General features: G+C 64.5%; 19 protein-coding genes. 7 read left to right on the top strand and 12 right to left on the bottom strand.

The window, feature by feature from the left end:
• Window positions 1-76 precede the first annotated feature (76 nt).
• On the bottom strand, window positions 77-916 hold the full coding sequence (gene coxB / locus HAP48_RS19555; RefSeq protein WP_166211161.1) for a cytochrome c oxidase subunit II: 840 nt from the start codon (window positions 914-916) through the stop codon (window positions 77-79).
• A 484-nt stretch (window positions 917-1400) separates the two neighbouring features.
• Between coxB and HAP48_RS19550 the strand changes: the two genes are divergently transcribed.
• On the top strand, window positions 1401-1928 hold the full coding sequence (locus tag HAP48_RS19550; protein WP_166216228.1) for an invasion associated locus B family protein: 528 nt from the start codon (window positions 1401-1403) through the stop codon (window positions 1926-1928).
• A gap of 6 nt (window positions 1929-1934) precedes the next feature.
• On the opposite strand, the gene HAP48_RS19545 is transcribed toward HAP48_RS19550, so the two are convergent.
• Genes HAP48_RS19545 through HAP48_RS19535 form a run of 3 tightly spaced genes read right to left on the bottom strand, consistent with a single transcriptional unit; the run spans window position 1935 to window position 3485 of the window.
• Entirely contained in the window at window positions 1935-2537 is a 603-nt protein-coding gene (locus HAP48_RS19545) for a TlpA family protein disulfide reductase (protein ID WP_166211164.1), read from the bottom strand.
• Between the two features lie 35 nt (window positions 2538-2572).
• Window positions 2573-3082 carry a DsrE family protein gene (locus HAP48_RS19540; protein WP_166211167.1) on the bottom strand — a complete coding sequence of 170 codons (510 nt, stop codon included), beginning with the start codon at window positions 3080-3082 and terminating at the stop codon, window positions 2573-2575.
• A 10-nt stretch (window positions 3083-3092) separates the two neighbouring features.
• Window positions 3093-3485, bottom strand: coding sequence for a DoxX family protein (locus HAP48_RS19535; protein ID WP_166211171.1), 393 nt, complete (start codon window positions 3483-3485; stop codon window positions 3093-3095).
• 135 nt (window positions 3486-3620) lie between these two features.
• Between HAP48_RS19535 and HAP48_RS19530 the strand changes: the two genes are divergently transcribed.
• The 4 genes from HAP48_RS19530 to HAP48_RS19515 all read left to right on the top strand — a co-directional run bounded on the left by HAP48_RS19530 (window position 3621) and on the right by HAP48_RS19515 (window position 7176).
• Window positions 3621-4091: a winged helix-turn-helix transcriptional regulator gene (locus tag HAP48_RS19530; RefSeq protein WP_166211174.1), complete on the top strand. Its 471-nt coding sequence runs from the start codon at window positions 3621-3623 to the stop codon at window positions 4089-4091.
• 362 nt (window positions 4092-4453) lie between these two features.
• Window positions 4454-5878: a metalloprotease TldD gene (tldD, locus tag HAP48_RS19525; RefSeq protein WP_166211177.1), complete on the top strand. Its 1425-nt coding sequence runs from the start codon at window positions 4454-4456 to the stop codon at window positions 5876-5878.
• Window positions 5878-6648 carry a signal peptidase I gene (lepB, locus tag HAP48_RS19520; RefSeq protein ID WP_166211180.1) on the top strand — a complete coding sequence of 257 codons (771 nt, stop codon included), beginning with the start codon at window positions 5878-5880 and terminating at the stop codon, window positions 6646-6648. Before tldD ends, lepB begins: the two co-directional genes overlap by 1 nt.
• Window positions 6649-6831: 183 nt before the next feature.
• The gene (locus HAP48_RS19515) at window positions 6832-7176 is read left to right on the top strand and encodes an MmcQ/YjbR family DNA-binding protein (RefSeq protein ID WP_166211183.1); all 345 of its coding nucleotides are present in this window, start codon (window positions 6832-6834) and stop codon (window positions 7174-7176) included.
• A gap of 369 nt (window positions 7177-7545) precedes the next feature.
• Here the strand turns inward: HAP48_RS19515 and HAP48_RS19510 are convergent, their stop codons facing one another.
• The 4 genes from HAP48_RS19510 to HAP48_RS19495 all read right to left on the bottom strand — a co-directional run bounded on the left by HAP48_RS19510 (window position 7546) and on the right by HAP48_RS19495 (window position 11263).
• The gene (locus HAP48_RS19510) at window positions 7546-8100 is read right to left on the bottom strand and encodes a PAN domain-containing protein (RefSeq protein ID WP_166211186.1); all 555 of its coding nucleotides are present in this window, start codon (window positions 8098-8100) and stop codon (window positions 7546-7548) included.
• Window positions 8101-8259: 159 nt separating this feature from the next.
• A protein-coding gene (locus tag HAP48_RS19505; protein ID WP_420869839.1) for an IS630 family transposase occupies window positions 8260-9199 on the bottom strand; the annotation gives its coding sequence in 2 pieces (ribosomal slippage) (window positions 8260-8862 and window positions 8864-9199; 939 coding nt in all).
• Between the two features lie 90 nt (window positions 9200-9289).
• The gene (locus tag HAP48_RS19500) at window positions 9290-10660 is read right to left on the bottom strand and encodes a glutamate--cysteine ligase (protein WP_166211189.1); all 1371 of its coding nucleotides are present in this window, start codon (window positions 10658-10660) and stop codon (window positions 9290-9292) included.
• Window positions 10661-10753: 93 nt separating this feature from the next.
• Entirely contained in the window at window positions 10754-11263 is a 510-nt protein-coding gene (locus HAP48_RS19495) for a MarR family winged helix-turn-helix transcriptional regulator (RefSeq protein ID WP_166211192.1), read from the bottom strand.
• Window positions 11264-11393: 130 nt separating this feature from the next.
• Between HAP48_RS19495 and gstA the strand changes: the two genes are divergently transcribed.
• Together gstA and HAP48_RS19485 are read left to right on the top strand one after the other, a co-directional pair.
• Entirely contained in the window at window positions 11394-12011 is a 618-nt protein-coding gene (gene gstA / locus HAP48_RS19490) for a glutathione transferase GstA (protein WP_166211195.1), read from the top strand.
• 366 nt (window positions 12012-12377) lie between these two features.
• On the top strand, window positions 12378-12686 hold the full coding sequence (locus HAP48_RS19485; protein ID WP_224496511.1) for a hypothetical protein: 309 nt from the start codon (window positions 12378-12380) through the stop codon (window positions 12684-12686).
• On the opposite strand, the gene HAP48_RS19480 is transcribed toward HAP48_RS19485, so the two are convergent.
• The 4 genes from HAP48_RS19480 to HAP48_RS19465 all read right to left on the bottom strand — a co-directional run bounded on the left by HAP48_RS19480 (window position 12615) and on the right by HAP48_RS19465 (window position 18486).
• A complete protein-coding gene (locus HAP48_RS19480; protein WP_166211198.1) occupies window positions 12615-12983 on the bottom strand; it encodes a hypothetical protein in 369 nt (122 codons plus the stop codon). The genes HAP48_RS19485 and HAP48_RS19480 overlap by 72 nt on opposite strands.
• A gap of 66 nt (window positions 12984-13049) precedes the next feature.
• Window positions 13050-15263 (bottom strand): FAD-dependent oxidoreductase, encoded by a 2214-nt coding sequence (locus HAP48_RS19475; RefSeq protein WP_166211201.1) that lies wholly within the window; start codon window positions 15261-15263, stop codon window positions 13050-13052.
• Window positions 15264-15413: 150 nt separating this feature from the next.
• On the bottom strand, window positions 15414-16622 hold the full coding sequence (locus HAP48_RS19470) for an acetyl-CoA C-acetyltransferase (protein ID WP_166211204.1): 1209 nt from the start codon (window positions 16620-16622) through the stop codon (window positions 15414-15416).
• 76 nt (window positions 16623-16698) lie between these two features.
• Complete coding sequence (locus tag HAP48_RS19465) at window positions 16699-18486, bottom strand: acyl-CoA dehydrogenase C-terminal domain-containing protein (protein WP_166211207.1); 1788 nt, start codon at window positions 18484-18486, stop codon at window positions 16699-16701.
• Between the last annotated feature and the right edge of the window lie 74 nt (window positions 18487-18560).

The raw sequence follows: 18560 nt of genomic DNA, 5'->3' as shown, positions 1-18560 counted from the left end.
AAATCCTGCCTTGCAGTCCCTCTCGGACCTTGCGGTCCCGTCGCCCTTATTCCACCAGCGCCGTAAGCCTTGAGGCTTACTGCGCCGCCTGACCAGCCGAGGCGTAGGAATTCGCCGGGTTGGTCGCAAACTTCTTCTTCGCCCCCTCAACCCAGGTCGCGAATTCCTGGTCGCTGACGACCCGCACCGCGATCGGCATGAAGGCATGGTCCTTGCCGCAGAGTTCCGAGCACTGGCCATAGAACACACCGGTCTTGGTCGCCTTGAACCAGCTCTCGTTGAGGCGGCCGGGGACCGAGTCGATCTTGACGCCGAAGGCCGGCACCGCGAAGGAGTGGATCACGTCGGCGCCGGTGGTCTGGATCCGCACCACCTTGTTGACCGGGACCACCATCTCGTTGTCGACGCCGAGCAGACGGGGCTGCTTGTCCTTGTCGAGCAGCGAGTCGAATTCGAACTTGCCGTTATCCGGGTAGGCGTACGACCAGTACCACTGCTTGCCGGTGACCTTCACGGTGAGGTCCGGCTTCGGCACGTCGAGCTCCAGGAACAGCAGGCGGAACGACGGCACCGCGATGCCGACCAGGATCAGGACCGGGATCAGCGTCCAGGCCACTTCGATCAGGGTGTTGTGCGTGGTCCGGGAGGGGACCGGGTTGGCCTTGGCGTTGAACTTGACCACCACGATGATCAGCAGCGCCAGCACGAACAGCGTGATCACGGTGATCAGCACCAGAAGGAAATTGTGGAACCAGATGATGTTCTCCATCACCGGGGTCGCGGCTTCCTGCAGCGTGTGCTCCCACGGCGCCGGCTGTCCCATCTCGGCGGAGGCCGATCCCGCGGCGACTGACGCCAACCCCGCCACCGCCAAACCCAGCAACTGCCTGCCCAACCGGCCAATCGACATCTTCATGCCGTTCGCGCTCCCTTGATAATTCCCCAAAACACCTCCGGCACGTGACCGGAAATGCAGCACGATCCGCCCTGACTAATGGCCTTCCGGACATACCCGTCTCTGAGTCAAGGTGGGTACGGGAGCCAGATCGCTAGAACGCGTCGAAATCCAGCCTCTCAAACCATAATTCGCAGGCGCTCGCAATGCAGTAGTAGGGCCGAAAGCCATGCGCCTGCGATGAACCTGCCGCTTGCGATTTTTCCCGCAGAATCAAGCAAAAGTCGCCGAAACATGGCGGCACGCAGTTGACAGGGGGATTACCGGATGTACGCACAGGCAGGGCAGCCCACAGGAACCTGATTCGCTGCGGGCCGCCCCAATCCGGCGCGGGAATGGCTTCAACATCGCCTTCAAGGCGCCCTATTGCGGTATCAGTCGACTGATGCGTGCTACCGGCGGCCTCGACGGCTGGACCGACCGAACAATCAAAGGATCGACCCGGATGGGCGCTTCGAACATTCAGGCAGGACGAAAGGCCGGCTGGCTTGGCGGACTGCTGTTTCTAGCCCTCAGTCTCGGCCTGACCCAGGCCGCGAACGCGCAAGGCGCGGTGCGCTCGGTCCATGGCGACTGGCAGATCCGCTGCGACACCCCGCCCGGCGCCCAGGCCGAGCAATGCGCGCTGATCCAGAGCGTGGTAGCGGAAGACCGCTCCAACGCCGGCCTGACCGTGATCGTGCTCAAGACCGCCGACCAGAAGAGCCGCCTGATGCGCGTGGTCGCCCCGCTCGGCGTGCTACTGCCGTCCGGCCTCGGCCTCAAGCTCGACAACCAGGACGTCGGCCGCGCCGGATTTGTCCGCTGCCTGCCTAACGGCTGCGTCGCTGAGGTCGTGATGGACGACAAACTGCTCGGGCAGTTGAAGAACGCGAAGACCGCGACGTTCATCATCTTCGAGACGCCCGAGGAAGGTATCGGCTTTCCGCTCAGCCTGAACGGGTTGTCGGAAGGATATGACAAGCTGCCGTAGCCGAGCTTACCGGGCACCGCCCGCATAATAATCAAACAACTGCCCCGCCTCCGCGGACAGCCAGTCCGCCTCTCCCGTCATATAACCCTCGACCTGTCCGCTGACGCCGATCAGGAAAGAGATCGGCATGCCGTAGAGCGCGAATGGCGTGTCGAGTTCGGCGGCATCGACGCGCGAGACGAGGCCGCCGGGATCGAAGCCGATCGCGAGGCGGCGCAGCTTGAACTGCTTGACGTAGGGCGGCACCAGCGCGCGGTTGCGATCGGTGCTGATCGCGACGACTGCAAGATCATTGCGGCCGCTGGCGGCGAGCCGGTCCAGCATCGGCAACTCGGTCCGGCACGCCGCGCACCATGTGGCCCAGAAGTTCACCAGCACCAGCTTGCCTTTGAACGAGGTGAGATCGAGCGCGCCGCCGGCGAGCGCGGGAATCGCGACCGGCGGCACCGGGCGGGCGCCTTGAACCTGCGTGAACTGATGCCGGATGGTGCCGAATGGCGGCGGTCCCGACGCCGCGCGCACCGGTGCTGCCGGCATCGCAAGCGAGGCGCCGGCGCCAATCATGCCGGCGACGATGGCGCGGCGGGTTGGCGCGCGAACTGATGTCATGATGGGTTCTCCGCCTGGCTTGATTGCCGCATCGCTCACGACCGGATGTAGGACCAGCCGGCTTCCTGCAATTCGATGATGCGCCCGGGGCCGTTCGGCACCAGATCGACATTATCGAGCAGGATGACCGGATGGCCCTCGGCGCGCTCCATGCCGAGCTTGGTGGCTTCGCAGACCACGAAGCGGATGCCGGGCGTGAGCCCCCGCACCACCCGCAGCAGATCCTTCACCGGCGAGGTGTCGACACGCAGCATGTGGACGCCGGCATTGTAGGCGACGATTTCGATCTCGAACGGCTCGTTGCGCTCCTGATAATATTTCGGGAGGTTGAGCGCGGTCGAGATCAGCGCCCGCATCGTGGTCGGATCGTCGGAATTGATCGGCAGCACCAGCCGATGCATGCGCGGCTGCACGGCCTGCCTTGTGGGCTCGGGCTTCGAGACCGCCGCGACCGATCCGGTGAGCAGCAATGTCGCGGCGAACGGCACCACGAGTGCCAGCACCAGCCCGGCCGCGACCGTCAGTGTGCTGCGAGAGACGCGCATCGCGTCCCCCTCACGGCGCGATCGCGAACAAAGCGAACTGGCTGCGCTTGGTGTAGGCGACGATCGCGCTCAACGTCAGCAGCACCAGCGCAGGCACCGGCGAGCCGCCGATCACGAACAGATGGGTGATGGTCGCGCCGACCATGATGCAGGCGAGCAGCAGGCCGCCGAAGGCTGCGAGCGACGGCACCAGGATCAAGAGGGCGCCGAACAGCTCCAGCGATCCCGTGAGATAGCGGAACCACTGGCCGAGCCCGATATGCTGGAATTCCTCGACCAGCATCGGGACGCCATAGAGCTTGGCACCACCCGCCGCGGCAAAGGCCAAGGCGAGCAATCCCCGGACCACCCACAGCGTGACGGATTTCCAGCGCGACGGCGCCGAGGCAACAGCAACTGACATTGATCGCTCCCGAGATGTTCAAATCGACCCCACCGCGCGGCCATCTGACCGTTCGGCGGCAGGCCCGTGGCTTTCGGTGCACTAAATTCGGGAGTAAGATGAAAAGAACAAGTAGGATGCTTTTTGTGAGGTAGTATGAAAAAACTGACTATTGAGCCCGCCTCGCCTCCGGCGGCATCCGAACCGTGCAACGGCGACCTGTCGGCGCAATTTCATCGGGCGCTTTCGGTGCTGGCCGGGAAATGGAAGGGCGACATCCTCTGGCAATTGGTCGACCGCAAGCGGCGGTTCGGCGAATTGCGGCAGTCGATCCCCGGCGTGACCCAGCACATGCTGACCACCCAGCTCCGCGATCTCGAGGCCAATGGCCTCGTCAAGCGCACGGTCTATCCCGAGGTGCCGCCGCGGGTTGAGTACGAGATGACGCCGTCCGCCAGGGCGCTTAAACCGGTTTTCGACGAACTGTACCGCTGGGCCCAGGAGCATGGTTTTCCGACCTCGGCGCAGGGCGCGGCCGGCAAAGGCGGGCAGCCGAAGCCGCAATCCAGCGATGGCGGGCCGGAAGACCAGCCGCGCAAGGCGGATCGGCGCTCTCAAGCGCGATGAGTTCAGGTTGAACCGTCATCGTGCTTTAGCTCTTTGTTTAAGCATGATCTTTTCGGAAAACCGCTTCGCACTTTTCCGGATCATGCTCCTGATGACGACAAGGTGAGGATCGCGGGAGACTGCCGTGATCGATCGCATGGCCTCAGCTCTCGCGATTTGCCACCCCAAACCCTATGTTTGACGGTCGCCATCCGGGCCTGAACCGGGACCGGCACAGGTTTCCGGGTTGTGAGATGAGTTTTGCGCTCGTTTCTGCTTCATTTGCCCGAAATCCCTGCTGCAGGTTCCGCACTGGCAATCAGCCGCGCTTCAGGCAAGGATGACGAGGAATCGCCAAGGAATCGCATTGCGTCGGAGTGACCATGACCAATCCTGCTACCACCTCCCTGCTCGACCGCGCCAATCTGGACCGCGATGCCGTTCGCCGCGAGGTGGCGCGCGGGCTTGAAGGCGCCGACGACGGCGAGTTGTTCCTGGAGTACGGGCAGACCGAAGCGCTGGTGTTCGACAACGGCCGGCTGAAGCAGGCGACCTACGACACCTCGCAGGGCTTTGGCCTGCGCGCCGTCAAGGACGATGCGGTCGGCTATGCGCATTCCTCCGACGTCTCGATCCCGGCCCTGATCCGCGCGGCGGATGCGGTGGCGGCGGTGCGCGGCGGCTATGCCGGCAACTTCGCCGCGGCGCCGGCCCACACCAACATCAAGCTTTATGGCGACGACAACCCGCTGGACGGGCCGGCCTTCGAGGCCAAGGTGAAACTGCTCGGCGAGATCGACGCCTACGTCCGCGACAAGGACCCGCGGGTGCGGCAGGTCTCGGCCAGCCTGACTGCGACCTGGCAGGTGGTCGAAATCCTGCGTCCCGATGGCGAGAGCTATCGCGACATCCGCCCGCTGGTGCGCGTCAACATTTCCGTGGTCGCCGGCCAGGGCGACCGGCAGGAGAGCGGCAGCAAGGGCTATGGCGGCCGCGAAGGCTATGCCCGCTTCATCGAGACCAAGGCCTGGCGCGACGCCGCCGACGGCGCGCTGCGCGAGGCGCTGGTCAATCTCGAATCGGTGCCGGCGCCCGCCGGCGAGATGGACGTGGTGCTCGGCGCCGGCTGGCCCGGCGTGATGCTGCATGAAGCCGTCGGCCATGGCCTCGAGGGCGATTTCAACCGCAAGCAGACCTCGGCCTTTGCGGGCCTGATGGGCAAGCAGGTCGCGGCCAAGGGCGTCACCGTGGTCGACGACGGCACCATGGCGTCACGCCGCGGCTCGCTCTCAATCGACGACGAGGGCACGCCGACCAACCGCACCGTGCTGATCGAGGACGGCATTCTGGTCGGCTACATGCAGGACCGCCAGAACGCCCGGCTGATGGGCATGAAGCCGACCGGCAACGGACGGCGGCAGAGCTATGCCCATGTGCCGATGCCGCGCATGACCAACACCTACATGCTGTCGGGCGACCGCGATCCGGCCGAGATCCTGGCCTCGGTGAAGAACGGCATGTATGCCGCCAATTTCGGCGGCGGCCAGGTTGACATCACCTCGGGCAAATACGTGTTCCAGTGCACCGAGGCCTACAAGATCGAGAACGGCAAGCTCGGCGCGCCGCTGAAGGGCGCCATGCTGATCGGCAATGGACCGACCGATCTCCACAGGATCACCATGATCGGCAACGATCTTGCGCTGGATACGGGAATCGGCACCTGCGGCAAGAACGGCCAGGGCGTGCCGGTCGGCGTCGGTCAGCCGACGCTGCGGATGGAACGGATTACGGTCGGAGGAACGGGCTAGTGAGCAGCGGAAACGAAGTCGTGACGGCCAAGCCGACCAGTTGGCGCGGGCAGGCCGTCCAACTGGCCGCGATCGTGGCCGTCGTGTTCCTCGCCAAGGGCGCGATCGCCGAGCCGTTTTATGTGCCGTCGGGCTCGATGGAGCCGACGCTCTTGATCGGCGACGCGCTGGTCGCCTCGAAATTTCCCTACGGCTACGGCGCGGCGTCGCTGCCGATCCAGATCACGCTGCCGGAAACCGGCCGGGTGTTCGGCGAGACGCCGAAGCGCGGCGACGTCGTCGTGTTCCGCTGGCCGGGCGACCGCTCGCAGGCCTGGGTCAAGCGCGTGGTCGGGCTGCCCGGCGACCGCATCCAGATGCGGCAGGGTCAGCTCTTCATCAACGATCATCCAGCGGCGCTGAAGCCCGACGGCACCGGCTTTGCCGAAGACGATCGCGGCGGCGGCGAGGACGCCTACCGTTATATCGAGACCCTGCCGAACGGCGTCAGCCACGCGATCTTCAAGATCCGCGACAATGGCCGGCTCGACAACACGGCCGAAGTGACGGTGCCACCGGGCAATCTGTTCGTGCTCGGCGACAACAGGGACAATTCCGCCGACAGCCGCGTGCCGGTGCGCGACGGCGGCGTTGGCCTGTTGCCGATCGACAATCTGATCGGCCGCGCCGACGCCGTGGTCGGCTCCTGGGACATGGGCATCCGCAGCCAGCCGGTCTGGACCTGGCTGTCCGGCTTCCGCCTCGCGCGCTTCTTCACCTCGGTGCAGTGAAGCGCCGCTCGCTCTTTCGTCATGGCCGGGCACAGCCGTCCGAAGGACGGCGTCGCTTCCGCTCGCCTACGTCCCGGCCATCCACGACTTTCCTGCCTTCTGGTTTCCAACGACGTGGATGCCCGGGACAAGCCCGGGCATGACGTCAGGGATAAAGAACCTTCCTTGGGAGAGAGCGGAGCCGTGACCTTCGACGACATCAGGCACATCGCACTGGCGTGGCCGGAGGTCGAGGACGGCTCTTCCTACGGCACGCCGGCGCTGAAGGTGCGCAAGAAGATGCTGGTGCGGCTGAAGGAAGACGGCGACAGCCTGGTGATGCCGGGCGTACCGCCCGATGAACGCGACATGCTGGTCGAAAGCCAGCCCAAAGTGTTCTATTTCACCGACCATTACCGCGACTACCCGATGGTGCTGATCCGCCTGTCGAAGGCCAGGCGCTCAACCGTCGAACCGCTGCTGCGCCGGCACTGGCGGACGCTGGCGTCGAAGCAGGCGGTCAGGGATTACGATGCGACGGTGGCATAACGCTCATCCGTCATTGCGAGCGCAGCGAAGCAATCCATGTCACAGCATAACGGACCGATGGATTGCTTCGTCGCGGAGCCTGTCATCGGGCGCGCGTTCGCGCGACCCGTTGGCTCCTCGCAATGACGGGGAGAGACATGGAAGCATGACCCGGGATGAATTCCTCACCGCTACGCGGTGGAAGGCACGGTGGCCGGAGATCACCGTGCCGGCGGCTCAGGGTTAGCCTGTCGTCCCTGCGAAAGCAGGGACCCATAACCACCGCAGGAAATTGCAGGCGGGATCGAGGCCCCAGCGTCGCGAAACACCGGCATTTTTGGTTATGGGTCCCGGCTCAAGGCCGGGACGACGTGCAGAGACAACGGGGCGTCACCGCACCACGCCCGAGGTGAAGCCCGCCTTCCGGCGCGGCGGCTTGATCTCTTTTTTCAGGAAGCAATGCGCGTCGCGGCCGGCATAGCCGGGCCGGGCGTAGGTCCACGCGCGGCACTTGTTGTCGGCGGTACAGGCGGCCTGGCAGGCCTCGTCGCCGTCGCTGCTCTTCAATTCAAAATTCTTGTAGTCGCCGCCGAGGCGGTCGATCGAGGTTTCGACGGCGCCGTTGCGCGGCTCGACCACGCCCGCGCCGCGCACTCCGGACACGCAGCAGACGTCCTGCACCCGCGGCGGCACGCTATTCTTCAGCCAGCACACCGCGCCGTTGTTGACGTCGCTCGGATAGCTGAAGCTCCAGGCGCGGCAGCGCCGGTCGCGCTCGCAGGTGAGCGCGCAATCGGCGGGATCGCCCGACGTCACGGGCGCGTTCAGATAGTCGCCGCCGGGACGGTCGAAATTGGTCTGCGCCCATGCCGGGCGCGCGACGAAAGCGGCCATAAAGACCGCGAACATCACCACACACGCCCTAAAGAGGCGGCCTATCCCCATGAGATTGCTTTCAAATTCGCGCGGCCCCGCGCATCCTGCGGGCCGTCATTTGAACGCCATGAACCTGTACGGCTGATGAACGGCGGGTGCGACACCACCGCCGTCCGCGCGCGTTTCGAGCCCGGATTGGGGTTAGCCAGGGATTAAAGCGTGATGGCATTAAGTTCGATAGCCTGAATTTTTCAGGTAATTGGCGCATTCCTCGGGGGTGAAGGCGTCGAGTGCGTGGCCGATTGCGGCGCAGACCGCGTCGACGGTTCGCGCGGCAGCTTTGCGGAGCAGATGCTTGAGCTTGGCAAAGACCTGTTCGATCGGGTTCAGGTCGGGCGAGTATTTGGGCAGGAAGAAGAGTTTGGCGCCGACCGAACGGATGAGTTGGCGAACTGCTTTGCTCCTGTGGCTACCGAGGTTATCCAAGACGACGATATCGCCGGGTCGAAGGACAGGCAGAAGAACCTTCTCGACATAGGTGCGAAAGCTCACGCCATCGATCGGCCCCTCGATGAACCATGGCGCATCGATCCGGTCATGGCGCAAGGCCGCCAGGAAGGTCATGGTCTTCCAGCGACCGTGGGGAACCGTGGCAGGAAGTCTGTGCCCGCGCGGTGCCCATCCACGCAAAGGCGCCATATCGGTTCTGGTCCATGTCTCGTCGATGAAGACGAGCCGCTCAGCTTCGACGCGCCCTTGATATTTTGTCCACTGGGCTCGCCGCCGCGCGACCGCGGGTCGATCCCGTTCGCCAGCCGCCACGCTTTTTTTTGAAGCTTAGCTTCTCGGCGTGCACGAAGTCCCACACCGAGTGATAGTCGACCTTCAGGCCGCGTCCAGCAAGCTCGGCAACGAGCCCCCGTATAGTGAAATCGCCGTCCTTGATCCGCTGCGACAGCCAAGCCGCGTGGTCTCCCGAAACCGCCCTCGGCTTATGACCGCCCATCTGGCCAGGCTCAACGCTGCCGGTCTCCTCGACCCGCTGCATCCAACCGATTGCGGTGCTGATCGCGACCCCAAACTGCTTGGCCGCCTGATTGCGAGACATCCCGCCCTCGATCGCCGACACGACTCGCTTGCGAAGATCCAGAGAATAAGGCTTGCCCATCCATGCTGGCCTCCAACCCAGTCAGCATGGTGAATCAGAAACACACCGATTTGGGAATCCCAAATCGATTCAACCTAACCCCATCCCGCTCTAGAAGGCGTATTCCTGATAGGCCGGCTCCACCGAGCCCTTCCAGGGACCGTTGAACTTCTCCAGCATCTCCTCCGCCGGCGAGCGGCCGGTCTCGATGATGCGCTCGAGCGGTTCGAGGAAGCGGCTTTCGTCGCGCCCGAGATGATCGATCCGGCCGCGCCGCCGCAATCCGGCATGCGACAGGATCAGGCACTCCTTGGCGATCTCGAACAGATAGCGGTCCTTGATCCGCGACTTGAAGCCGAAACGCGGCACGTCATCGCGCAGCGCCTGGCGCTCCGGCGTGGTCCAGTGCCGGACGATGTCCCAGGCTGCATCGAGGCTGTCATTGTCGTAGAGCAGTCCGACCCAGAACGCCGGCAGCGCCGGCAGCCGGCCCCACGGCACGCCGTCGGCGCCGCGCATTTCGAGATAACGCTTCAGCCGCACCTCGGGGAAGATCGTCGAGAGGTGATTGGCCCAGTCCGACAAGGTCGGACGCTCGCCGGGGAAGGCGGCATTCTTGCCGGCGAAGAAATCCCGGAACGAAGAGCCGGCGACGTCGATATATTCCTCGTCGCGCTTGACGAAATACATGGGAACGTCGAGCGCGTAATCGACATAGCGCTCGAAGCCCATGCCGTCCTCGAATGCGAACGGCACCATGCCACTGCGCGCATTGTCGGTGTCGCGCCAGATCTCGGAACGGAACGACAAGAAGCCGTTGGGCTTGCCCTCGGTGAAGGGCGAGTTGGCGAACAGCGCGGTCGCGATCGGCTGCAGCGCCAGCGACACGCGCAGCTTCTTCACCATGTCGGCTTCGGAGGAGAAGTCGAGATTGGTCTGAACCGTGCAGGTCCGGAACATCATGTCGAGGCCGTATTTGCCGACCTTCGGCATGTAGTTTCTCATGATCTTGTAGCGCCCCTTCGGCATCACGGGGATCTGCGCCCGCGACCAGGACGGCGTCATGCCGAGACCGAGGAAGCCGATGCCGAGCGGGGTCGCGATCTCCCGCACCTGCGCCAGATGCGCCATCAGCTCCGACTGCGTCTGATGCACGGTCTCGACCGGCGCGCCCGACAATTCGAACTGGCCGCCCGGCTCGAGCGAAATCGCACCGCCGCCGGTGACGTCATAGAGCCCGATGATGTTGCCGCGCTCCATGATCGGCTCCCAGCCGAGCAGGAGCTTCATGCCCTCGAGCAGCGCGCCGATGCCCTTGGCGCCTTCATAGGGCACGGGCTGGTGGCCCTCGAGCGTGAACGGGGTCTTCTCATGCTCGGTGCCGATCCGGAATTCGGATTCGGGTTTCACGCCGGCTTCAAGCCACGCCACGAGTTCGTCGCGCGACTGCAGCGGCGTCATGTCGATCTGGTCACGCGCCATACGAAATCCAACTCAAGGGCGCTTCGATCGAACGCGCGCGGTGGCAGGGACATCCGCGAGCCACAACGGCTGCGGATGATGGGATCAGGACTATCATCGGGCAGGCGCGCCGTCTCGGGCAGGCACAGCCTTGCTATCGTTCTTGGTCTCATTGGCGTCGCCGCAGAAGCAGCCGAGCCGGTCGAGCAGACCGCATAGCCGGGCCGCATCGGCATCGGATAATTTCGAGCCGACATGCTTGTCGATCGCGGCCGAATAGGCGCTCCACATCTTCTTCTGCAGCTCGCGTCCAGCCTCGGTGATCTCGACGAACTGGCCGCGCTTGTCGATCTTGCATTCGCGCCGCGCCGCAAGCCCCTCGTCGACCAGCTTGTCGATCAGCCGCGACGTCGAATATTGCGGAATCAGCATCTGCCGCTCAAGCTCGACCGGACGCAGCTCGCCGGACGGCGCGCGGGACAGCTCGAGCAAGGCGTCATACCAGGCGAGCGGCGGAAAGCCGGCCTTCTTCAGATCCTGCTCGACGCAGTCCAGCACCCGACTCGGCACTCGCATCAGGCGGATCCAGGCGGAGGTCGCCTCGCTCGATAGCTTGCGTTTCATGGTCTAGCTCATAAGGTCCCGGAACCCAGTCTACCGCACTGAATGCATCTGCATCAATCTTGACTATTTCATGCAGGTGCATGTAGGCAATCCCTCTCCGGACGCCAAGAACAAGGGAAGGAATACCCCCATGAAGCTTTACTACTCCCCCGGCGCCTGCTCCCTCTCCCCCCACATCGCCCTGCTCGAGGCCGGCCTGCCCTACGACCTGATCAAAGTCGATCTGCGCGCCAAAAAGCTCGAAAACGGCGACGATTTCCTGCAGGTGAACCCCAAGGGCCAGGTGCCCGCGCTGGCGCTGGAGACCGGCGAGATGGTCACCGAGGGGCCGATCATCATCCAGATGATCGCCGACAGGGTCGCCGACCGGAAGCTGGCGCCCGCCCGCGACTCCAACGAGCGCTACAAGCTGCTCGAATGGCTGAACTACATCACGACCGAGCTGCACAAGAATCTCGGCCCGATGTTCGCGCCGGCGCTCGCCGACGACGCCAAGGCCTTCTTCAAGGACCGCGCCATGGGCAAGTTCAAATATGTCGAGAGCCAGCTCGCCGGACGCGAATACCTGATGGGCAACCAGTTCACGGTCGCCGACGGCTACCTCTTCACGATGATGATGTGGGCGAACGACCGGCTCGGCTTCGACTTCTCCGGCCTACCCAATGTGACGGCCTACAAGGCCCGCGTCGCGGCGCGCCCGAAGGTGCAGGAAGCGCTGAAGAAGGAAGGCCTGCTCAAGGCAGCCTGAGCTCTCAAGCCAGTTTCATCAGACGTGAAAGGGCCGGATCACGATCCGGCCCTTTCGTGCCCGACCAGAGCGTCGCGCGACAAGACGGCCTCGACCTATTTCCTTGTTCGCATTGCGGTTCCACCGCCGGAACTGGAAAGCTGGCAACTACGCATCTGCTGCCGGGCGCGTGCACCGCGCTTTCGGGGAAAAATGAGCGGTGCAAACCTTCGAAACGGGCTGGAACGAGTCAAATTTAATCCGCATTTTACCGGTTAAGACTAAGTCGTTGTATTTCCGGCTGAGGGCGTTGCTGTCCTTGTTCGAGCCATTCAACTGACCCACTATGACCCCCGGCGCGCCCTCCGCTCCAACCGGTCTGAAAATGTGACGATCGCCTCTACGCTTTTATTGATCAGCACCCTCGTTGGGCTGGCAACCAGTTTGTACTTTCGGGTTTGGACATTGATGCTGGTGTCACCGCTGATCGCGGTGTTCACGGCGATCGTGCTCCAATCCGACGGCTTTGCATTTGCCACCGGCGCTCCAATCGTCGTCGCCTGCCTCGCGTTCAGCCAACTCGCCTATCTCGTCGGCGCCTTGCTGTCGGCGGAGGCTGACGGCTCAGTTGTGGAAGAAATCGACGGCGTGCCAGGCGGCCACCGCGAGCATCAGATCCGCCGCCAGAAAAAGTAGCACCAGGCCGGTCCACAGCGGGCCTTTGCCACGCAGGCGAAGGGAAATCCGGCGCGGTCGCGGCAGCAACGCGTGTCTATCCGCGGTCTCGGCGGCACCTTCCTTGAACGTAGAACTCATGGCACGCCCACCCTTGATGCCGATCGTCGTCCCGACGATCGCCTTTGGCGATCGTCCTCGGTGATCGTCTTCGATCAACCCGGCGATCGACATGCGATCGCCCAGCAAGAGTGATGCCAGCAGCGTGGTGGCAGTGCGGAGCAGGCGTGGCGGGAGTTTGACCGGCGTGACCGTCACGCAACAGGATCAAGTCGGATCGATGACCCGGCCTGATCCTGTAGCGATTTGGAACGCGACGAAGGTTTACGCCGCCTGCTTCTTCGGCGGGAAACGGCCGTAGAAGGTTTCGCCCTTGGCCGCCATCTCCTCGAGCAGTTTCGGCGGCGTGAAGCGCGAGCCGTACTTCTTCTCGAAGGCGTGGCAGAGCGCGACGAAGTTCTTGGTGCCCATGAAGTCGATATAGGACAGCGCACCACCGGTGAACGGCGCGAAGCCGAAGCCAAGGATCGAGCCGACATCGGCCTCGCGCACGTCGGTGATGACGTGATCCTCGACGGTGCGCGCGGCTTCCACCGCCTGCACCACCAGGAAGCGCTGCTTCAATTCCTCGACGCTGAGGGTATCGGGATCGAGCTGCTTCGGCTGCAGGCTGGCGAGCCCCGGCCACAGGCTCTTCTGGCCCTTGCCCTTCTCGGGATAGTCGTAGAAGCCTTTGCCGTTCTTGCGGCCGAAGCGGCCCTGCTTCTCGACCATCTCGACCATCAGCTTCTTCTGCGCCTGGTCGATCGCGTTGGGGCCGAGATCGGCCTCGGTCGCCTTGGTGATCTTCAGCCCGAGATCGAGCGCGACCTCGTCCTGCAGCGACAGCGGCCCGACCGGCATGCCGGCCATCTTGGCGGTGTTCTCGATCATCGCCGGCGGCACGCCTTCGAGCAGCATCTCGTTGCCTTCGGAGATGTAGCGCATCACGCAGCGGTTGGCGAAGAAGCCGCGGGAATCGTTCACAACAATCGGCGTCTTGCCGATCGCACGCACGTAGTCGAGCGCGGTCGCCAGCGCGACGTCGCCGGTGTTCTTACCCAGGATGATCTCGACCAGCATCATCTTCTCGACCGGCGAGAAGAAGTGGATGCCGATGAACTTGCCCTGGTCCTTGAACTCCTCGGCCAGCGAATTGATCGGCAGGGTCGAGGTGTTGGAAGCGAAGATCGCGTCCGACTTCAGCAGCGGCTGCGCCTTGGCATAGGTATCGGCCTTGACCTTGCGGTCCTCGAACACGGCCTCGATGACCAGGTCGCAGTCCGAGACCGCGTTGTAATCAGATGTTGCCGAGATGCGCGCCAGGATGGCGTCGCCGGCCTCCTGCTTCATCCGCCCCTTGGCAATCTGCCCGTCGACCACGGTCTTGGCGTGGCCCTTGCCCTTGTCGGCGCTGTCCTGGTCGCGATCGACAAGCACGACGTCGATGCCGGCCTGCGCCGAGACATAGCCGACGCTGGCGCCCATGAAGCCGGCGCCGATCACGGCGAGCTTCTTCACCTTGGTCGGCGGCACATTGGCTGGGCGGCGCGCGCCCTTGTTCAATTCCTGCATCGACAGGAACAGCGAGCGGATCATCGCCGCCGCCTCCTTCGAGCGCAGCACCTGGGTGAAGTAGCGCGACTCGACGCGCAGCGCGGCGTCGATCGGCAGCTGCAGGCCTTCATAGACGCAGCTCATGATGGCGCGCGCGGCCGGATAATTGTCGTAGGTCTCGCGGCGATAGATCGCGTTGCCGGCCGGGAACATCTGCATGCCGGCCTTGGAGAACACCAGACCGCCGGGCAGCTTGAAGCCCTTCTCGTCCCACGGCGCGACCGCCTTGCCACCGCTCTTGATCCAGTCCTTGGCGGCCTTGATCAGGTCGGTCGCCGGCACGACGGCGTGAATCAGATTGAGCGCCTTGGCCCGATCGACCTTGACCGCCTCGCCCTTGAGCAGCAGCGTCATCGCATCCTGCGGCTGCACCAGACGCGGCACGCGCTGGGTGCCGCCGGCGCCGGGGAACAGGCCGACCTTGATTTCCGGCAGGCCGAGCCGGGCCTTCGGATTATCGGCTGCGACGCGGTAGTGACAGGCCAGCGTGATCTCGAAGCCGCCGCCGAGCGCAAGGCCGTTGATCGCGGCGACCCACGGCTTGCCCGAGGTCTCGATCGCGCGGAACGCCTGCGACATCTGGCGGCTCCGCTCGAACAGCATCTGGTTCGCGGCTTCCTCGCCCTTCTCCTTCAGGAGCTCGGCATAGCTGCGGTTCATGCCCTCGAGCATCGAGAGGTCGGCGCCGGCGCAGAACGCCTCCTTGGCCGAGGTGATCACGACGCCCTTGATCGCAGCGTCGCTCGTCGTCTGCTTGATGATCTCGCCGATCTCCTGGGTCGAGAGATCGTCGAACACGTTCATCGAACGATCAGGGATGTCCCAGGTGACCAGCGCAATGCCGTCGGCGTCGACTTCGAACTTGAAATTCTTGTAGGCCATCTCTTGCTCCCTCGGTGCCAGCGGCCGATCTCAGGCGCGGCGGTTGACTGTGAACCCGTAGGGTGGGTTAGCCGAAGGCGTAACCCACCGCGTCTGTTGCGTTGGCATGGCGGGTTACGCTTCGCTAACCCGCCCTACGACCGACGGCCGTTACACCCGCTCGATGATGGTAGCAGTGCCCATGCCGCCGCCGATGCACAGCGTCACCAGCGCCGTTTCCTTGTTGGTGCGCTCGAGCTCGTCGAGCACGGTGCCGAGGATCATCGCGCCGGTCGCCCCGAGCGGATGGCCGAGCGCGATCGCGCCGCCATTGACGTTGATCCTGGCGTTGTCGATGTCGAAGGCCTGGATGTAGCGCAGCACCACCGAGGCGAAGGCCTCGTTGAGCTCGAACAGGTCGATGTCCGACTTCTTCATGCCGGAGCGCTCGAACAGCTTTTCGGTGACGTCGACCGGACCGGTCAGCATCATCGCGGGCTCCGAGCCGATATTGGCGAAGGCCCGGATTTTTGCCCGCGGCTTCAGGCCGTGCTTTGCGCCCGCCTCCTTGCTGCCGAGCAGCACCGCGCCGGCGCCATCGACGATGCCGGAGGAGTTGCCGGCGTGATGCACGTAATTGACCTTCTCGACTTCGGGATGCGACTGGATCGCCACCGCGTCGAAGCCGGCCATCGCCGCCAGCGCCGCGAAGGACGGCTGCAACTGCGCCAGCGACTGCATCGTCGTGGTCGGGCGCATGTGCTCGTCCTTGGCGAGGATGGTCAGGCCGTTGACGTCCTTGACCGGGACCACCGAGTTCTTGAAGCGGCCCTCGTCCCAGGCCTTGGCCGCGCGCTGCTGGCTCTGGACCGCATAGGCGTCGACATCATCGCGCGAAAAACCGTATTTGGTCGCGATCAGATCGGCCGAGATGCCCTGCGGCATGAAATAGGCCGGCACCGCCATCGAGGGATCCATCGGCCAGGCGCCGCCGGAGGCGCCGATGCCGACGCGGCTCATCGATTCCGCGCCGCCGCCGATCACGAGCTCATGCTGGCCGCTCATGATCTGGGCCGCGGCGAAGTTCACGGCATCGAGGCCGGAGGCGCAGAACCGGCTGATCTGCACGCCCGGCACCTTCTCGCCGAGACCGGCCTTCAGCGCAGCGAAACGGGCGATGTCGGAACCGGCCTCGCCGACCGGATCGACCACGCCGAGCACGACGTCGTCGACGGAGTTTTCGGGAAGATTGTTGCGCGCTTTGAGTGCCGTCAGCGGCGCCGTGGCGAGCGCCAGCGCGGTGACCTCGTGGAGCGCGCCATCGGCCTTGCCGCGGCCGCGCGGGGTACGAACGTGATCGTAGATGTATGCCTCAGGCATGACGCCCTCCTTGATATGAGGATCATAATATATAACGGAAGGAAGCGCCGCCGCACGGGGGTGCGGCGGCAATTTTTCAGAACGCATCCGCGGCCAGTTCCATCGTGGTGGCGCTGCCGCTCTGGATCCGCGCCAGATGCACCGCGGTCTCCGGCAGCAGCCGCTCCATGAAGAAGCGACCGGTGACCAGCTTGGTGTTGAGGTAGGGCGTGGTGCCGGCGGCGATCTTGTCCTGCGCCACCTTGGCCATCTTCGCCCACATGTAGCCGAGCGCGACCAGGCCGAACAATTTCATGTAGTCGGTCGCGGCGGCGCCGGCATTGTCGGGCTTGGCCAGCGCGTTCTGCATCAGCCAGCCGGTGGCCTGCTGCAGATGACCGAGCGCGGTGGAAAGCGGAGCAACGAACGGCTTCATCGCCTCATCGCCGCCATGCTCCTTGGCGAAGGCTGCGACCTCGCCGAAGAACGCCATCGCGGCGCGGCCGCCGTCGCGCGGCAGCTTGCGGCCGACCAGGTCGAGCGCCTGGATGCCGTTGGCGCCCTCATAGATCATCGCGATCCGCGCATCGCGCACGAACTGCTCCATGCCATGCTCGGCGATATAGCCGTGGCCGCCGAACATCTGCTGCGCAGAGACGGTGTTGGCAAACCCTGTGTCGGTCAGCACGCCCTTCAGCACCGGCGTCATCAGGCCCATGTGATCGTCGGCCGCCTGACGGTCTTTCGGATCGTTGGAGCGGTGCGCGACGTCGCTCTTCAGCGCGGTCCACACCACCATGGCGCGCGCCGCCTCGTTGAAGGCGCGGATGGTGAGTAGGGTCCGGCGCACGTCGGGATGCACGATGATCGGGTCGGCCGCCTTGTCGGCCGCCTTGACGCCGGTCAGCGAGCGGCCCTGCAGGCGCTCGCGTGCATAGGCAACCGCGTTCTGATAGGCGACTTCGGACTGCGCGAGGCCCTGCACCGCGACGCCGAGGCGGGCCTCGTTCATCATCACGAACATGCCCTGCATGCCCTTGTTCTCTTCGCCGATCAGCCAGCCGGTGGCGTTGTCGTAGTTCATCACACAGGTGGAATTGCCGTGGATGCCCATCTTGTGCTCGATCGAGCCGCAGGTGACGCCGTTGCGCTGTCCGAGCGAGCCGTCGGCATTGACCAGCACCTTCGGCACCACGAACAGCGACACACCCTTGATGCCGGCCGGCGCGCCCTCGACGCGAGCAAGCACCAGATGAATGATGTTCTCGGTGAGATCGTGCTCGCCGGCGGAAATGAAGATCTTGGTGCCCGTGATCTTGAAGCTGCCGTCGGCCTGGCGCACCGCCTTGGTGCGGAGCAGGCCGAGATCGGTGCCGCACTGCGGCTCGGTCAGGTTCATGGTGCCGGTCCATTCGCCGGCGACCATCTTCGGCACATAGGTCTTCTTCTGCTCGGGGGTGCCGTGCACCAGCAGCGCCGCGGTCGCGCCCATGGTGAGACCGCCATACATCGAGAACGCCATGTTGGCGGAGATCTGGAATTCGCCGACCACCTGCGAGAGCGTCACCGGCAGGCCCTGGCCACCAAATTCAGTCGGCGCCGCCAGGCCGAGCCAGCCGCCTTCGGCGACCTGCTTGAAGGCGTCCTTGAAGCCCTTCGGCGTGGTGACGCTGCCGTCGTCATTGCGCTTGCAGCCCTCGAGATCGCCGACCCGGTTGAGCGGCTGCAGCACCTCCTCGCTGAGCTTGGCGGCCTCGCCGAGGATCGCCTCGCGCACATCGGCCGACGCGTCGGTGAAGCCGGGAAGATTGCCGTAGCGGTCGATCTGGAAAACGTCGTTCAGCAGAAAGCTGACGTCTTCAACGGGGGCTTTGTAGGTTGGCATGCTGGTCTCCCGGCTGGCCGTGGTCGCATGTGCGACTGACGCTGGCGCAGCTTTGTCGTTGGTTTGTTGGAGCG

It is taken from the genome of Bradyrhizobium septentrionale (genome assembly GCF_011516645.4).
GTDB classification, from domain to species: domain Bacteria; phylum Pseudomonadota; class Alphaproteobacteria; order Rhizobiales; family Xanthobacteraceae; genus Bradyrhizobium; species Bradyrhizobium septentrionale.
The sequence above is the reverse complement of the archived record's forward strand: the minus strand, read 5'-3'. Positions and strand labels throughout refer to the sequence as shown.

Excerpts from the sequence above, each read along its gene's own strand:
- coxB (WP_166211161.1), bottom strand. The coding sequence starts at position 916 with ATGAAGATGTCGATTGGCCGGTTGGGCAGGCAGTTGCTGGGTTTGGCG.
- HAP48_RS19550 (WP_166216228.1), top strand. The coding sequence starts at position 1,401 with ATGGGCGCTTCGAACATTCAGGCAGGACGAAAGGCCGGCTGGCTTGGC.
- HAP48_RS19545 (WP_166211164.1), bottom strand. The coding sequence starts at position 2,537 with ATGACATCAGTTCGCGCGCCAACCCGCCGCGCCATCGTCGCCGGCATG.
- HAP48_RS19540 (WP_166211167.1), bottom strand. The coding sequence starts at position 3,082 with ATGCGCGTCTCTCGCAGCACACTGACGGTCGCGGCCGGGCTGGTGCTG.
- HAP48_RS19535 (WP_166211171.1), bottom strand. The coding sequence starts at position 3,485 with ATGTCAGTTGCTGTTGCCTCGGCGCCGTCGCGCTGGAAATCCGTCACG.
- HAP48_RS19530 (WP_166211174.1), top strand. The coding sequence starts at position 3,621 with ATGAAAAAACTGACTATTGAGCCCGCCTCGCCTCCGGCGGCATCCGAA.
- tldD (WP_166211177.1), top strand. The coding sequence starts at position 4,454 with ATGACCAATCCTGCTACCACCTCCCTGCTCGACCGCGCCAATCTGGAC.
- HAP48_RS19510 (WP_166211186.1), bottom strand. The coding sequence starts at position 8,100 with ATGGGGATAGGCCGCCTCTTTAGGGCGTGTGTGGTGATGTTCGCGGTC.
- HAP48_RS19500 (WP_166211189.1), bottom strand. The coding sequence starts at position 10,660 with ATGGCGCGTGACCAGATCGACATGACGCCGCTGCAGTCGCGCGACGAA.
- HAP48_RS19495 (WP_166211192.1), bottom strand. The coding sequence starts at position 11,263 with ATGAAACGCAAGCTATCGAGCGAGGCGACCTCCGCCTGGATCCGCCTG.
- gstA (WP_166211195.1), top strand. The coding sequence starts at position 11,394 with ATGAAGCTTTACTACTCCCCCGGCGCCTGCTCCCTCTCCCCCCACATC.
- HAP48_RS19475 (WP_166211201.1), bottom strand. The coding sequence starts at position 15,263 with ATGGCCTACAAGAATTTCAAGTTCGAAGTCGACGCCGACGGCATTGCG.
- HAP48_RS19470 (WP_166211204.1), bottom strand. The coding sequence starts at position 16,622 with ATGCCTGAGGCATACATCTACGATCACGTTCGTACCCCGCGCGGCCGC.
- HAP48_RS19465 (WP_166211207.1), bottom strand. The coding sequence starts at position 18,486 with ATGCCAACCTACAAAGCCCCCGTTGAAGACGTCAGCTTTCTGCTGAAC.